This window comes from Flavobacterium sp. N502536 (genome assembly GCF_025947345.1).
Classification (GTDB): Bacteria; Bacteroidota; Bacteroidia; order Flavobacteriales; family Flavobacteriaceae; genus Flavobacterium.
Map to the genome: position 1 here is coordinate 2,151,375 of NZ_CP110011.1, position 14,609 is coordinate 2,165,983.

Consider the following 14,609-nt stretch of genomic DNA (forward strand, 5'->3'; position numbering starts at 1 on the left):
ATCAAAAATTTAAAAACAAACAAAATGAAAATATCATTTAAATATATATCTTATTTTTTCCTATTCGTTTTAGGATTAAGTATGACGCTTACTTCGTGTACGGACGACTTAAACGTGACGCCAAAGGATGATGATGAATTTTTATCAGAAACCTTTTTTAAAGATCCGGCATCGTACAAACAAGTTTTAGCTAAATTATACGCAGGTTTGTATGTTGGAGGTAATGATGGTGATGGTGATGCGGCTATACCTGGAAAGAGCCCTGATATCGCTGGACTTGGTGGTGACTTTAGCAGTTACTTAAGATTACTTTTTGTAACACAGGAATTTACCACAGATGAAGCCATTATTGCCTGGGCTGATGGTACTTTACCAACTTTGAATGCACAGACATGGTCTCCTGCAAATGAGTTTTTGGAAGGAACTTTCTCAAGAGCGTTTTACCACATCAGTGTTGCAAATGAGTTTTTAAGACAAACAACAGAAGAGAAATTAGCGTCAAGAAATGTTGATGCCAAGCTGAAAGCTGATATCGCTAACTTTAGAGCTGAGGCTCGTTTCTTAAGAGCTTTCTCTTATTACAACTTAATGGATTTGTTCGGGAATGTGCCAATTACAACAGAAAAAGACCCTGTTGGATTCTTTTACCCGGAACAAAAAACAAGAGCAGAAGTTTTTGCTTTTGTTGAATCTGAATTGAAGGATTTAGACAATAGCTTAGTAGCTTCAAAAGCAAATGAATATGGAAGAGTGGATAAAACGGCTGCTAAATTTTTATTGGCGCAGGTTTATTTGAACGCAAAAGTATACATTGGTGTAGACAAGAACAATGAAGCGGCAACATTGTGTAATGAAATTATTACAGGTTCAAATTATACTTTCGCAAATGTTCCGTACCGATACTTATTCTCTGCAGATAATAACAGAAATGGCGCTCAGTCTGAAGTTATTTTTCCAATTGTTAGTGATGGTAATGCCATTAGAGCAACTGGTGGAGGAATGAGTTTTATCATGCACGCTTCTATTGGAGGTAGCATGGATGCAGCATCCAGAGGAATGGATGGTGGATGGCAAGGGATTAGAACTCGTAAAGAGTTTGTAGCTCTTTTTCCTGATGCAACGGCAACAGGAGATAAAAGAGGTACATTCTATACGGACGGACAATCGTTAGACATTAACAATGTATCGACCTTTACGGATGGTTATGCAGTAACAAAATACATCAATAAAAATGCGGATGGTTCTGCAGCACAAAGAAACGATATTCCGGATATTGATTTCCCAATGTTCAGATTAACAGATGCTTATTTAATGTATGCTGAGGCTACTCTTAGAGGAGCTACCAGCGGTAATCTTAATACAGCTTTAGGATATGTAAACCAAATTAGAGGCAGAGCGGGTGCACCGGCAATTACACTTCCACAGTTAACACTTGATTTTATCTTAGATGAAAGAGGAAGAGAATTGTTTTGGGAATGTCACAGAAGAACCGATTTGATTCGTTTTGGTAAATTTAGCGGAGGATCTAAAATCTGGCAATGGAAAGGCGGAATTATGGCGGGAGCAGCAACTGCATCTTTCAGAGATTTAATGCCAATTCCTGCAAGAAATATCCAAGCAAATCCAACATTGAAACAAAATCCTGGGTATTAACTTTATAAAACATTAAAATGAAAAATATATATAAAATTTTAATCGCATTTATTGGTGTTTTAGCTGTTTCATGTAATGCCGATGATGTAGAGAACAGACAAATTGTTGATGCTGTTGCAACACCTGAAATTACGGCACCTGCAACAGGAAAAGCATTTGTTTTAGATGTGGATAAACCTTCACAGGAAGTGGCCAAATTTACATGGTCTAAAGCAACCTATTCTGCTCCTGTAGTAGTAAGTTATACGTTGTTGATTGATAAAAAAGGAGGTGATTTTTCGAAAGCAGTTACGCTTGAAAGAACCACAAATATAGCCGAGGTTTCCGTGCTTGCAAAAGATTTAAACCAGGCAGCGATTGATCTTGGAGCTCCAACAGAAGTAGCCTCTTTATTTGATGTAAAAATAGCTTCAAGTGTTTCAGGCGGAGTTCCACAGGTTTCTAAAACGATAATCACAATTAGTGTAACGCCTTATACCGGAAAAGTAGATTACAAATTTACAGAATGGTACTTAGTTGGTGATGCAACAGTTTCAGGATGGGATAATAATAAAGGAAACCAAATTTTATTCAGAAATCCAAAAAATCCTAACGAATATACTTTTACAGGATTCTTTAAAGCAGGTGCTTTTAAAACAATCAGTACTTTAGGCAGCTGGGCTCCAATGTATGGTGGTGCAGGTGATGTTTTAGTGTACAGAGGAAAAGAATCTGACGCTGATCCGGCTAGTTTTGTAATTGCAACTCAGGGGTATTACACCTTTAAAATCGATGTGCAAAAACTAACCTACAAACTAACTCCGTATGATGCGTCTGCTGCTAAAACTTATGGAACAGTTGGTATCATTGGCGACAGTACACCAGGAGGCTGGAATACATCGACAGCTATGAAAAAATCTACGTTCAACGATCATATCTGGACTTTGGGAGTAACGGCATTGAAAGATGGTGGACTTAAATTCAGAGCAGATGATAAATGGGACGTTTCATGGGGAGGAAATACTCCATTCTCAGGGGGAGGTTCCGGTGACAACATACCAGTAGCAAAATCTAAATATGTTATTTATTTTAATGACTTAGACGGAAGCTATTTAATGATTCCAAATCAGGAATAATTTTTTACTGAAATCAAAAGGGCTATCTGTTAGAAGATAGCCCTTTTTTTAGTCAGACTAACTAACCAACCAATCAACCACATTATGAAAAAAACTTTACTATGGATCACATTTCTGTGGTCTGTGGCTACTTTTGCCCAATCGCAAACCATAAGCCACTCCGTAAGTCCGTCAACTTTTGAAGAGACTACACCTATTACCATCACCATTAACGGTACAAGCGTTGATGAAGATAGCTGGGGAATTACCGACCATTCCCTGTATATGTGGGCTTGGGCTTTTGATACCAACGACACTTCTCAAAAAGGAACTCCGGATAATGGTTCCTGGGATGCCTCAAGCGAGGCAAGCAAGTTTACCTACAATTCGGGTACAGATACCTATACTAAAACCATTACGCCAACAGTTTATTACAATACCACAGGCATTGGAAGAATTGGTTTTTTGGTAAAAGCCAAAAACGGAACAGGTGATAAAAAATCGCAGGATATTTTAGTAGAAGTGGGCAGCTTTCAGGTCACTCTGACTTCACCAATAGAAAACAGTGCATCAATTATAGCATCGGGAGCTAATTTTGATATTGCAGCTACCAATACAAATGGAGCGGCAAGTTATTCCTTAAAGGCAAACGGAGCAGTTATCCATACCAATTCAAGTACAGCAAGCTATTCATATTCCCATGTTGGTTTGACCAGCAATCAGAGTTACGAATTGAGTATCACTCAGGCGGGGACTACGATTGTCAAAAAGTTTTCGGTTGTCATAAACCCAAATACCGTTTCGCAGGTTATGCCGGCGGGATTGGTCGATGGAATTAATTACAATTCGGCTGATGCTACAAAAGCGACTTTGGTCCTTGATGCTCCCTTAAAAGATTTTGTTTACGTTGCGGGAAGCTTCAATAACTGGCAGCCCACTTTGGCTTATACCATGAAAAAAGATCCTGCTTCGGGAAAATTCTGGCTGGAATTAACCGGATTGGTTTCGGGAGTTACTTACACCTATCAATATTGGGTGGTCGATACTACGCCGCTGGCTAACTCCCCGGCTTTAGTAAAAACGGCCGATCCGTATTCCACTTTAGTATTATCGCCTTACGATGATCCTTCTATTCCTGCAGCTTCTTATCCTAATATGCCCGTTTATCCGGCAGGGCAGCAATTTGAAGTGACCGTTTTGAAAACCGGACAAACGCCGTACAATTGGCAGGTAACCAATTTTGTAAAACCACAAAAAGAAAAATTAGTCGTTTATGAGGTTTTGGTTCGCGATTTTGATGCGGCCAGAAATTATCAAAGTTTAATAGACCGTATCGATTACTTTAAAAACCTTAAGATAAATGCGATCGAATTAATGCCCGTAATGGAGTTCGAAGGCAATGAAAGCTGGGGCTACAACAGCTCGTTTCATATGGCACTGGATAAATTTTACGGTACTTCAGACAAGTTGAAGGAATTTATTGATTTGTGTCACCAAAACGGAATTGCTGTGATCCTGGATGTCGCTTTAAACCATGCTTTCGGAAGAAATCCGATGGTGAGAATGTGGATGAACGATCCTGACGGAGACGGTTTTGGTTCGCCAACTGCCGAGAATCCTTATTTTAATACAGTTGCCAAACATGCCTACAACGTGGGGGAAGATTTTAACCATCAGGCCTTGAAAACACAAAATTATGTCGAGCGTGTGGTTAAACAATGGATCGAAGAATATAAAATTGACGGTTTCCGTTGGGATTTGACCAAAGGTTTTACACAAAATTGTACCGCTTCTGATGGAGCATGTACTGATGCGTACCAGCAAGACAGAGTAGATGTATTAAAGAAATATGCTGATTATTCGTGGAGTCTTGATCCTACACATTACACTATTTTTGAGCACCTGGGGTCTGATACCGAGGAGAAGGAATGGGCCAATTACAGAATTGCCGAAACACCGTCTAAAGGAGTAATGATGTGGGGAAAAATGACAGGGGCATACAATCAGTTGTCAATGGGGTATGCAAATGAAAGTAATATTTCGAGAATGGCCAGCAGCAACCACGGTTTTACAGCCAACCGATTAATGGGATATGCCGAAAGCCATGATGAAGAACGTTTGATGTATAAAAACATACAATACGGAAATTCTGGTGGAGGATACAATGTAAAAACACTGGATACAGCATTGTCCAGAATGTCGGCAATTGGAGCCGTTTCGCTATTGGTTCCGGGACCAAAAATGATTTGGCATTTTGGAGAATTAGGATGGGAGAACTCTATTTTTACCTGTAACGATAATTCAGTCAACACCGATTTCGATGGCGTTGCGGGCGATTGTAAATTAGATACAAAACCACAGCCGCAATGGGCAAACAATTGGTTGGGCAATTCAGGTCGAAATAAAATCTACAACGATTGGGCAAAGATGATTGCGCTAAAAACAAAAGAGCCTGTGTTTTTGGGAGATCCTGTAATTGCAAACGCTAATTCACTGTCTGTAAACATAAAAATTACCAATAGTGCTTTATCGTCAACCGAGTTAAAAGATGTTTTGATTGTTGCTAATTTTGATGTTACGGCCCAAAATGTTCCAACCGGTTTTCAATATGCCGGTGCCTGGTACAATTTAATGGACAACTCTACTATTACTGTTACCGATGTCAATGCGCCCTTAAATCTTCCGGCGGGAGAATTCAGAATTTATGGCAACAAACCCGCAAGTTTAGCCATAGCCGATTTCGAAAAAGAAAACTCGGTACGATTGTATCCAAATCCGGTTTCGAATTATTTTACCTTAAATGTGTCAACCTCAAAAGTTCAGATTTATGCAATTTCAGGGCAATTGGTGAAAAGTTTTACTACCAATGGAAATCCGGATTTTCAGTTTGGCGTAAGCGATCTGAAAACAGGTTTATACCTTGTAAAAGCGGTTGACCAGAAGGGATCAACTCAGGTAATGAAACTGATTAAGAAATAATTTTATCAATATAAACGAAGAACATACCTGACAAGTAAAAGATTTTGGTTTTGTTAGTGGTGCGAAAGGGCTGTCTGTTTTTAGGCAGCCCTTTCCTTTTTCACCCCTTATTTTCCTTTATTGTACTCTCCGATTACGGAGAAGTAGCCAAAAGTTCCCAGTCCTAAAACAATTAACGGGGTGAGGATAAAAAGAATGATGGTCCCAAAGACCAAGTCATCCTGTTTGTCCGAAAGCAGCTTGGGTAATCCAAATTCAAAAATGCAAAAATAGGCCGCTGCAATAGCAAGGATAATCCATAAAACACCTAAAATTTGTTTGATCGTATTCATAGTTATAATATTAAAGGTGATTCGTTTTGTTTTTATTATCGATGTAAATCATTCCAATGACAAAGCAGACAGAGGCAATGATAATAGGATACCAGAGTCCGTCAAGATAAAAATCCGGTTTACCGGCCTCCTTAGCGTGTGTGACAAAATAAGTTGAAATGGCAGGCAGTAAGCCCCCAAAAATTCCATTTCCTACGTGATAAGGCAGCGACATCGAAGTATATCTGATTTTAGTGGGAAACATTTCTACCAAAAAGGCTGCAATTGGGCCATACACCATTGTAACAAATAAAACCTGGATGAAAACGAGAAAAATTAAAGTCCATTTGTCATCAGAATTAATGGTAACCGTGGTGTTGATTTGAGCTTCTTTTTTGTTGGTAAAATGAGACTTCTTTTCCAGCGAGGTAGTACCGTCGCTATATTCTTTAGAAGTCGTGTAAATCGAGTCTTTACTTTTTGTTATTTCAATCGATTGCGTGGTTTTGGAAATGAGTTCGGTTTTGTGGCTCAGATCAGTAGTACTGTACATCGTTTTATAGATCGGTCTGTAAAATAAAATGGCAAGCAGCATTCCGCCCATCATAATATGTTTTCTTCCAATTTTATCGCTCAGCCATCCGAAAAATATAAAAAACGGAGTTCCAAGTAATAAGGCAATTCCCAATAACTCATCAACCTGAGAAGAGTCAACGTTCATTACCGTTTTCATAAAGCTCATCGCATAAAACTGTCCGGTATACCAAACGACTCCCTGTCCCATGGTAGCGCCAAACAAAGCGAGTAAAACAAACTTCAGATTGTATCGGTTTCCAAAACTTTCTTTCAACGGATTGGTGCTTGTTGTTCCTTCTTTTTTGGCTTTGGCAAACACAGGAGATTCGTCCATATTTTTACGAATCAAATACGAAATTCCTACCATTACAATAGAAACCCAAAACGGAACACGCCATCCCCACGAATCAAAATCTTCGGGCGAAAGAATGTTTTTTGTAGCTAATATTACCATTAATGAAATAAACAAACCAACGGTCGCTGTCGTTTGAATCCAGGAAGTCCAATATCCTTTTTGATTAGCAGGAGCGTGTTCTGCAACATAAGTAGCCGCTCCGCCATATTCTCCTCCAAGAGCGAGGCCTTGCAGTAAACGAAGGATTAAAACCAACAGAGGAGCCAGAAAGCCAATAGTATCATAATCCGGAATACAGCCTATTAAAAAAGTAGAACCACCCATTAATAACAAAGTAGCCATAAAAGTATATTTACGCCCAATGATGTCGCCAAGTCTTCCAAAAAACAAGGCCCCAAAAGGACGTACAACAAATCCGGCTGCAAAAGTGGCCAAAGTCGACAGAAATGCAGCAGTAGGATTGTCACCAGGAAAAAACTTGGTTGAAATTACGACTGCTAAACTTCCGAAAATATAGAAATCATACCATTCGATCATGGTTCCCATTGACGATGCCGAAATCACTTTCCAGATACCCCTTGTAGAAGTGTTGCTCATAAACAGACTTTAATAGAATTTGTGTACTTGATAAAGAATAAAACTTTAAATTATAGTTTTGCGAATATAGAAGATATTTTTTTATTTATTTAATACTTTTTTAACGAAAAATAAGCAGGAAGATAATTACGGTTTTTTAATCCTACTAATTGCGTTAAAATTAAAAAAGAAAGAAGCGTAAAATCTCTGAATCGGCTGTAAAATTGGGAGGTTTAGCAAAAGATAGTGTAACCGGGAAAAAAAATATTAGCAGCGATTGCAGCTGTTAAAAGCGACAGATTGTTAAAACAGTTTGTGCTTTGCAATAAGGTTCCAGAAAATTGGGGAGTGGGTACCGATCTAAATCAGCAAGAAAAGGATTAAAAACAGAAAACCCGAATATTGCTATTCGGGTTGTTGTGGTACCTCCAGGGATCGAACCAGGGACACATGGATTTTCAGTCCATTGCTCTACCATCTGAGCTAAGGTACCGTGCTGTGCACATTGCGGGTGCAAAGATAGAATCATTTTTCGTTTATCCAAAATATTTTTTTAAAAAAATCAATTCGTATCTTCGCAGGGCTAAAAAAACAAAAATGATTTTAACGGTTGACGTCGGAAATACCAGAATTAAAGCTGCTGTATTTGAGGGAGGTAGTGTTCTTGAAAATTTTATTTTTGAGAAAAATGAGCTTGAAAAAAAAATTAAAAAAATTTTAGAAAAATATCAAAAATGCTCTGATTTGGTTGTGGCATCGGTCGGAAATATCGAAAAACAATCTTTTTTGACTTTCGAAAAACAGTTAAACGTTCATTTTTTAACTCATGAGGATGTTTTTCCCTTCACCAATAAATATGCGACTCCAAAAACATTAGGAATAGACCGCATGGTTTTGGCTGCCGGGGCTACTTTAAAGTTTCCCGGACAAAACAGATTGGTCATTGATGCCGGAACCTGTATTACCTACGATTTTATCGACGAAAAGGATAATTATTTGGGAGGAGCGATTTCTCCGGGGCTGAGATTACGGTACGAATCTTTGCACAACTATACGGCCAGACTGCCTTTGCTCACTTTGGAGTCGCCGGATTCGATTATCGGAGATTCCACAAAGCAGGCGATTCATTCCGGAGTAGTCAATGGTTTCGTCTATGAGATTGATGGTTTTATCGATGAATATCGCGCAAACTTTTCAAATTTTATAATAATTTTAACGGGAGGTGATGCAGATTTTTTGGCTAAACGATTAAAAAATACCATATTTGCCAATTCAAATTTCCTTTTGGAGAGTTTGAACCAAACATTTCAATATAAAATCGACAATGATTAAAAAAATTATAGTAAGCGCTTGTTTGCTTATCTCGTTCGTTTCATTCGCTCAACAAGGTACTGCGTCGCCTTATTCCTTTTTCGGAATTGGTGATGTAAGATTTAAAGGAACTCTTGAAAACAGATCTATGTCCGGAGTTGCAGTGGAACAGGATAGTATTCACCTGAATATTGAAAATCCTGCAAGTTATGCGAGTTTAAAGTTTACAACTTTTACAGTTGGAGGATCTTTCGGTACGTCAAATTTGAAAACCAGTGAAAAATCTGAAAAAGCACAAAGAGCTACTTTTGATTATTTGGCATTGGGAATCCCGATGGGAAAATTTGGTGCGGCCTTCGGTTTAGTCCCGGTAACTTCTGTTGGATATAAAATTCAAAACGACCTTACGGGTACTGAAGGAGCAACAAGTAATCAGCTTGAAGGAAAAGGTGGTGTTAATAAAGTATTCCTTGGTTTAGGATATAAAATCAGAAAGAACTGGAATATTGGAGCTGATGCACAATACAATTTTGGAAAAATTACAACTACAAGTTTAGAACTGGTAACTGGTGTTCAAAATGCTACCAGAGAAACAAATGCTTCTGAGTTGTCTGGTATTAGTTTTAATATTGGTACCATGTATCAAACAAAGATTGATAAAAAACTAAGCTTGTTCACCAGTTTGAACTATACTTTTGGGAGTACTTTAAATTCAAGCAGCACAAGAGTCATTCAGGTAGATGGTGATCCGGATCCTGTTACCGTTCCTGCACATGAAGACAAGTTGAAACTGCCAAGTAAAATAACCTTTGGGGCAGGTATCGGAGAAGCCAGAAAATGGTTGGTAGGTACAACCGTTTCTTTTCAGGGTGACGGACAACTGGCAAATTATTACAACACCAGAGACAATGTGCGTTATGAGAAATATCAAAAATATGCAATTGGGGGGTACTATATTCCTAACTACGCATCTTTTACAAGCTATTTAAGCAGAATGACGTATAGAGCCGGATTGAAATACGAAAAAATTGGTTTGGTGGTAAACAATCAGGAAATCAATGATTTGGGTATGACTTTGGGAGCTGGAATTCCGCTTAATAACGGATCTTTTTCGAATGTTAACATTGGTGTTGAGTTCGGGAAAAGAGGAACAGTATCCTCAGGGTTGGTTCAGGAGAATTATATCAACTTTAGCGTGAGTTTCTCTTTTAATGACAAATGGTTCGTGAAAAGTAAATTCAATTAAGCATAAGCTCTGATATTTTTTTAAGCTCATTACAATTTACTACATTTGGCAAATGAATTTATCAAAGAGATATATAATAGCGGCTGTCACAGTTTTTACTGTGACACTGTTTTTTGGGTGCGAAAGTAATTTTAAAGAAGTTCAGAAAATTAACTTCTCAGAGTTCGTTCCCGGAAGTGATGCCGATAGCGTTGACATAAAATATACAGATTCCGGACGTATTACAGGAGTTTTGAAAAGTCGTAAAATGTTGGACTATTCCAATCTTGACTTTCCGTTTACCGAATTTCCAAAAGGAATCGATGTTACCTTATACGATAAAAATCAAAAACGTACCTTTATCAGATCTAATTATGCGGTTTCGTACAAGCCTACCGGTATAATTGATTTGCAGGGAAAAGTAAGAATCACTTCCGAAGAAGGGCAGATGCTGGAAACAGAACAGCTGTACTTCGATCAGACTAACGAGTGGTTTTATACCGAAAGAAAATTTAAACTTACCGATGCAAAAGGAGCCTCAAACGGGCAGGGGATCGATTTTAGTAAGGACTTTAAAGTGATTAATTCGCAACGTGTTAGCGGCGAAATAGAATCAAACGAATAAAAATACAAATTATGGGTTATTTAAAATATACACAATACGTTTACATCCTGTTTGCCATTTATTTTATCTATGATGGTTTTACAAAGTTAAACGAAGCAAACGATACTGCCGCTTTGAGTTTTATAATTGCAGGTATGGCAGTCTTTATGTTTTTCTTCAGAAGGAAATTTGTCAAGAAATTTGACGATCGCAATAAAAAACAGTAAAAAATGGAAATTGGTATTATAATACTATGTTTAATACTGTCAGCCTTTTTTTCAGGAATGGAAATAGCTTTTATTTCCTCGAATAAGATTTATCTTGAGATCGAAAAAAAACAAGATAATTTTGCTTCACAAATTCTAACGAAACTTACCGAAAATCCTTCAAAGTTTATCGCTGCAATGCTTATTGGTAACAATGTGGCTTTGGTTGTCTATGGATTTTACATGGGAGATTTGATTCTGAAGTTTATCATTACCGGAGGATTTCATTTTTCAAATTTGACGAGTCTGTTGGTTCAGACGGTTGCTTCGACTTTTATTGTTTTGATAACGGCAGAATTTTTTCCGAAAGTATTTTTTCAGATATATGCCAATTCCTTAATCAAGATTTTTGCCATTCCGGCCTATTTGTTTTACCGACTGTTTTATTATTTTTCTACTTTTTTCATCTGGATTTCAGACTTTGTGTTGCGAAAGTTTTTCAAAACAGAAGGAGATCAGATACAGTTGTATTTTAGTAAAATTGAACTGGGGAATTATATTGCAGAACAGATGAATTCTGTTGAAGATGATGCCGAAGTAGATTCGGAAATTCAGATTTTTCAAAATGCATTGGAATTTTCAGGGGTGAAAGCCCGTGATATCATGACACCGCGTACAGAAATTGTCGATATTGATTTGTTTGACAGTGTTGCAGATCTTAAAGCATTGTTTATAGAAACAGGGTATTCCAAAATCGTAGTCAGTCAAAACTCGCTGGATGATATCGTCGGTTATGTACACTCGTTTGATTTGTTTAAAAAGCCGAAAACTATAAAATCGGTTTTAATGACCGTTGAATTTGTTCCTGAAACCATTTTAATCAAAGATGCGCTGGATTTATTGATCAAAAAGCGAAAAAATGTAGCCGTTGTTTTGGATGAATATGGCGGAACTTCAGGGATTATCACCATAGAAGATATCGTCGAAGAGCTTTTTGGTGAGATCGAAGACGAGCACGATTTAGACGAGGAACTGATTGAACAGGAATTGGGGGAAGGTAAGTATTTGTTTTCGACAAGATTAGATGTAGAATATCTCAATGAAACCTATAAACTAACGATTCCTGAGGAGGATTCTTACGGAACTTTGGGTGGGTTTATTGTCAATTCGACCAAAGAAATCCCTCAAAAAGGAGAGGAAATCGTGATTGGGAACTATCATTTTGTGATCGAAGAAGCTACAAATAAGAAAATTGAATTGGTCAAATTGACAATAAAAGAGTGATTTTTTAAATTAATAAAAAAAATTGTGTAAAATAAAACGCTAGTTGTATTGTTATTAACTAGATAATTGTATTTTCGCAAACTGAATATAAAATTAACGATAATAAAAATGGCAGTTTTAGCAAAAATTAGACAGCGTTCCGCTTTATTGATAGGAGTTATTGCACTTGCATTATTTGCATTTATAATACAAGATCTATTCACAAGAGGAACATTTGGTCAAAGTTCAAAAGATGTGGGAAGCATCGATGGAAAAGATATTTCATTTGAAGACTTTAGAGTTAAAGTTAGTAATGTTGAAAAAAGTGGTCAAGGAATTACTTCCACTGAAGCTGCAAACAGAGTTTGGGACCAAGAGGTTTCAATCGCATTATTATCAGCACAGTTTGATAAATTAGGATTAAGAGTAGGTGAAAAACACTTACTTGAAGTTTTAAAAGCAGATCCGAATATTGGTAAAAACCCAATGTTTTTAAATGCAGCTGGTATTTTTGATGTAGCTAAATTTAAAGAATACTTTAAAACAAATCCTGAAGCAGCACAATTCATTTCTCAAAAAGAAAAAGATGCTGAACTAAATGCTAAATTCCAAATCTACAATACATTAGTAAAAGCAGGACTTTACACTACAGTTAGCGAAGGAAAATTAAAGTATGAAATGGAAGCAAACAAAGTGAACTTTGCTTACGCTGCTGCTTTATATTCTTCAATTAAAGATAGTGAAGTAAAAATTTCTGATTCAGAAATCGTAGACTATATGAAGAAAAACGAGAAGAAATTCAAAGCGGATGCGACTCGTGAAATTCAATACGTTTTAGTAGAAGATAAAGCTTCAAAAGAAGACGAAGCTGAAATTAAAGCTAAAATCACTGCGTTATTAAACGGAAGAGTAGAGTACAATGCTAAAACAGGTAAAAACGATACTTTGCCAGGTTTTAAAAATGCTACTAACATTGCTGAATTTGTAAACTCAAACTCTGATGTTCCTTACGATTCAACTTATGTACCTAAAAATGCTTTACCAGCAGTAGATGCTGATAAATTATTCAGCTTACCAGCTGGAGCAATTTACGGACCATATGTTTTCGGAAGATACTATGCTATTTCTAAATCTTTAGGATTTAAAGCAGGAGTAAATGCAAAAGCAAGCCATATCTTAATCGGATACGAAGGATCTCAAACTCCAAACGCAAAAGAAAAAAGAACAAAAGAAGAGGCTAAAGCTAAAGCAGAAGAAATTCTTGCTCAGGTTCAGGCAAACCCTGATAGTTTCATGATGTTGGCTTTCACAAGTTCAGATGATTCATCTGCACAACAAGGTGGAGACTTAGGATATTTTGGTCCAAACCAAATGGTGAAACCATTCAATGATTTTGTATTCAGTAACGGAATTGGTAAAGTTGGTTTAGTAGAAACTCCTTTCGGATTTCACATTATCAAAATTACAGACAAACAAGACGGAATTCGTTTAGCTACTATCGCTCAAAAAATTGAGCCATCTGAAGCTACTTCTGATAAAGTATTTACATTGGCAACTAAATTTGAAATGGATGCTGCCGATAAAGATTTCAATGCTACAGCAAAACAATTAGGATTAAAAGTTGCTGCTCCTGTAACAGCTAAAGCTATGGATGAAGCGTTTGGTCCGTTAGGAAACCAACGTAACATCATCAGATGGGCATTTGACAAAGAAACGAATACTGGAGATGTTAAGCGTTTTGAATTGGCTAATATCGGTCACGTAATTGCACAATACAAAAGCGAAAACAAATCAGGTTTAGTATCTGTAACATTGGCAAGACCTTATGTTGAGTCAATCTTGAAAAACAAGAAAAAAGCAGAACTTTTAAAAGCTAAAATGACAGGTTCATCACTAGAAGCAGTTGCTAAAAGTGCTGGTGTAGCTGTTCAGCAAGCGGCTAATGTTACTATGGACAATCCGGTATTACCTGGAGGAGTAGGACAAGAGCCAAAAGTAGTGGGTAATGCATTCGCATTAGCTGCAAACAAAATTTCAGCTCCAATTGAAGGTAACACAGGTGTATATGTAGTGAAAAACATCAGTACAGTTAAAGCTCCTGCAGCGGCTAACCATGCAGAGTATGTTGCTAAAGTGAAAGCACAAAGCGCATCTGATGCAAGCAGAATTTTACCAGCGTTGAAAAACAATGCTAAAATTGAAGACAATAGATTACAGTTTAACTACTAGGTTTTAGAAGTAGTTAAAGTTTTAAATATAAAAAACCGAAACGTTCTGATACAGAATGTTTCGGTTTTTTTTGTGGTTTATCGAAACGGCTCAGATCGTTTTGGCGGTGCGTTTTTAAGATTTTTGTACGGATTTTTGGTTAAAAATTTGTGACATTCAGAATATTATAGTTAATTTGTTGAAATTCTGTTTTAAATTAAGAGTTACAAAAGAACCATGAGCAAATA

The 14,609-nt window shown here is 37.2% G+C and carries 11 protein-coding genes and 1 tRNA gene; 9 read left to right on the plus strand and 3 right to left on the minus strand.

The genetic code is table 11. The annotated features are described in order from the left end of the window. The first annotated feature begins 24 nt into the window (after nucleotides 1–24). The 3 genes from OLM61_RS09525 to OLM61_RS09535 all read left to right on the plus strand — a co-directional run bounded on the left by OLM61_RS09525 (nucleotide 25) and on the right by OLM61_RS09535 (nucleotide 5,726). Complete coding sequence (locus OLM61_RS09525) at nucleotides 25–1,653, plus strand: RagB/SusD family nutrient uptake outer membrane protein (RefSeq protein ID WP_264526117.1); 1,629 nt, start codon at nucleotides 25–27, stop codon at nucleotides 1,651–1,653. 17 nt (nucleotides 1,654–1,670) lie between these two features. Then, nucleotides 1,671–2,768 (plus strand): SusE domain-containing protein, encoded by a 1,098-nt coding sequence (locus OLM61_RS09530; protein ID WP_264526118.1) that lies wholly within the window; start codon nucleotides 1,671–1,673, stop codon nucleotides 2,766–2,768. 84 nt (nucleotides 2,769–2,852) lie between these two features. Beyond that, nucleotides 2,853–5,726: an alpha-amylase family glycosyl hydrolase gene (locus tag OLM61_RS09535; protein ID WP_264526119.1), complete on the plus strand. Its 2,874-nt coding sequence runs from the start codon at nucleotides 2,853–2,855 to the stop codon at nucleotides 5,724–5,726. A 107-nt stretch (nucleotides 5,727–5,833) separates the two neighbouring features. Here OLM61_RS09535 and OLM61_RS09540 read toward each other — a convergent pair whose 3' ends face one another. The 3 genes from OLM61_RS09540 to OLM61_RS09550 all read right to left on the minus strand — a co-directional run bounded on the left by OLM61_RS09540 (nucleotide 5,834) and on the right by OLM61_RS09550 (nucleotide 8,037). After that, a complete protein-coding gene (locus tag OLM61_RS09540; protein WP_173967121.1) occupies nucleotides 5,834–6,058 on the minus strand; it encodes a DUF6814 family protein in 225 nt (74 codons plus the stop codon). Nucleotides 6,059–6,068: 10 nt separating this feature from the next. Continuing rightward, nucleotides 6,069–7,565, minus strand: coding sequence for an MFS transporter (locus OLM61_RS09545; protein WP_264526120.1), 1,497 nt, complete (start codon nucleotides 7,563–7,565; stop codon nucleotides 6,069–6,071). A gap of 399 nt (nucleotides 7,566–7,964) precedes the next feature. Next, nucleotides 7,965–8,037: transfer RNA gene (locus OLM61_RS09550), tRNA-Phe, on the minus strand. A gap of 104 nt (nucleotides 8,038–8,141) precedes the next feature. Here OLM61_RS09550 and OLM61_RS09555 point away from each other — a divergent pair. The 6 genes from OLM61_RS09555 (at nucleotide 8,142) to OLM61_RS09580 (ending at nucleotide 14,382) form a co-directional block, all read left to right on the plus strand. Then, nucleotides 8,142–8,876, plus strand: a complete 735-nt coding sequence (locus OLM61_RS09555) for a type III pantothenate kinase (protein ID WP_264526121.1) — start codon at nucleotides 8,142–8,144, stop codon at nucleotides 8,874–8,876. Next, nucleotides 8,869–10,101, plus strand: a complete 1,233-nt coding sequence (locus OLM61_RS09560; protein WP_264526122.1) for a hypothetical protein — start codon at nucleotides 8,869–8,871, stop codon at nucleotides 10,099–10,101. The genes OLM61_RS09555 and OLM61_RS09560 overlap by 8 nt, the downstream gene beginning before the upstream one ends. A gap of 52 nt (nucleotides 10,102–10,153) precedes the next feature. Continuing rightward, nucleotides 10,154–10,705, plus strand: a complete 552-nt coding sequence (gene lptC, locus OLM61_RS09565; protein ID WP_264526123.1) for an LPS export ABC transporter periplasmic protein LptC — start codon at nucleotides 10,154–10,156, stop codon at nucleotides 10,703–10,705. An 11-nt stretch (nucleotides 10,706–10,716) separates the two neighbouring features. Continuing rightward, complete coding sequence (locus tag OLM61_RS09570; protein WP_264526124.1) at nucleotides 10,717–10,911, plus strand: hypothetical protein; 195 nt, start codon at nucleotides 10,717–10,719, stop codon at nucleotides 10,909–10,911. 3 nt (nucleotides 10,912–10,914) lie between these two features. Then, nucleotides 10,915–12,174 (plus strand): hemolysin family protein, encoded by a 1,260-nt coding sequence (locus OLM61_RS09575; RefSeq protein WP_264526125.1) that lies wholly within the window; start codon nucleotides 10,915–10,917, stop codon nucleotides 12,172–12,174. 108 nt (nucleotides 12,175–12,282) lie between these two features. Then, nucleotides 12,283–14,382, plus strand: coding sequence for a peptidylprolyl isomerase (locus OLM61_RS09580; RefSeq protein ID WP_264526126.1), 2,100 nt, complete (start codon nucleotides 12,283–12,285; stop codon nucleotides 14,380–14,382). The last annotated feature ends 227 nt before the right edge of the window (nucleotides 14,383–14,609 follow it).

Bases quoted from the DNA above. Each gene is read 5' to 3' on its own strand.
- OLM61_RS09525 (WP_264526117.1), top strand. From the start codon at position 25: ATGAAAATATCATTTAAATATATATCTTATTTTTTCCTATTCGTTTTA.
- OLM61_RS09530 (WP_264526118.1), top strand. From the start codon at position 1,671: ATGAAAAATATATATAAAATTTTAATCGCATTTATTGGTGTTTTAGCT.
- OLM61_RS09535 (WP_264526119.1), top strand. From the start codon at position 2,853: ATGAAAAAAACTTTACTATGGATCACATTTCTGTGGTCTGTGGCTACT.
- OLM61_RS09540 (WP_173967121.1), bottom strand. From the start codon at position 6,058: ATGAATACGATCAAACAAATTTTAGGTGTTTTATGGATTATCCTTGCT.
- OLM61_RS09545 (WP_264526120.1), bottom strand. From the start codon at position 7,565: ATGAGCAACACTTCTACAAGGGGTATCTGGAAAGTGATTTCGGCATCG.
- OLM61_RS09555 (WP_264526121.1), top strand. From the start codon at position 8,142: ATGATTTTAACGGTTGACGTCGGAAATACCAGAATTAAAGCTGCTGTA.
- OLM61_RS09560 (WP_264526122.1), top strand. From the start codon at position 8,869: ATGATTAAAAAAATTATAGTAAGCGCTTGTTTGCTTATCTCGTTCGTT.
- lptC (WP_264526123.1), top strand. From the start codon at position 10,154: ATGAATTTATCAAAGAGATATATAATAGCGGCTGTCACAGTTTTTACT.
- OLM61_RS09570 (WP_264526124.1), top strand. From the start codon at position 10,717: ATGGGTTATTTAAAATATACACAATACGTTTACATCCTGTTTGCCATT.
- OLM61_RS09575 (WP_264526125.1), top strand. From the start codon at position 10,915: ATGGAAATTGGTATTATAATACTATGTTTAATACTGTCAGCCTTTTTT.
- OLM61_RS09580 (WP_264526126.1), top strand. From the start codon at position 12,283: ATGGCAGTTTTAGCAAAAATTAGACAGCGTTCCGCTTTATTGATAGGA.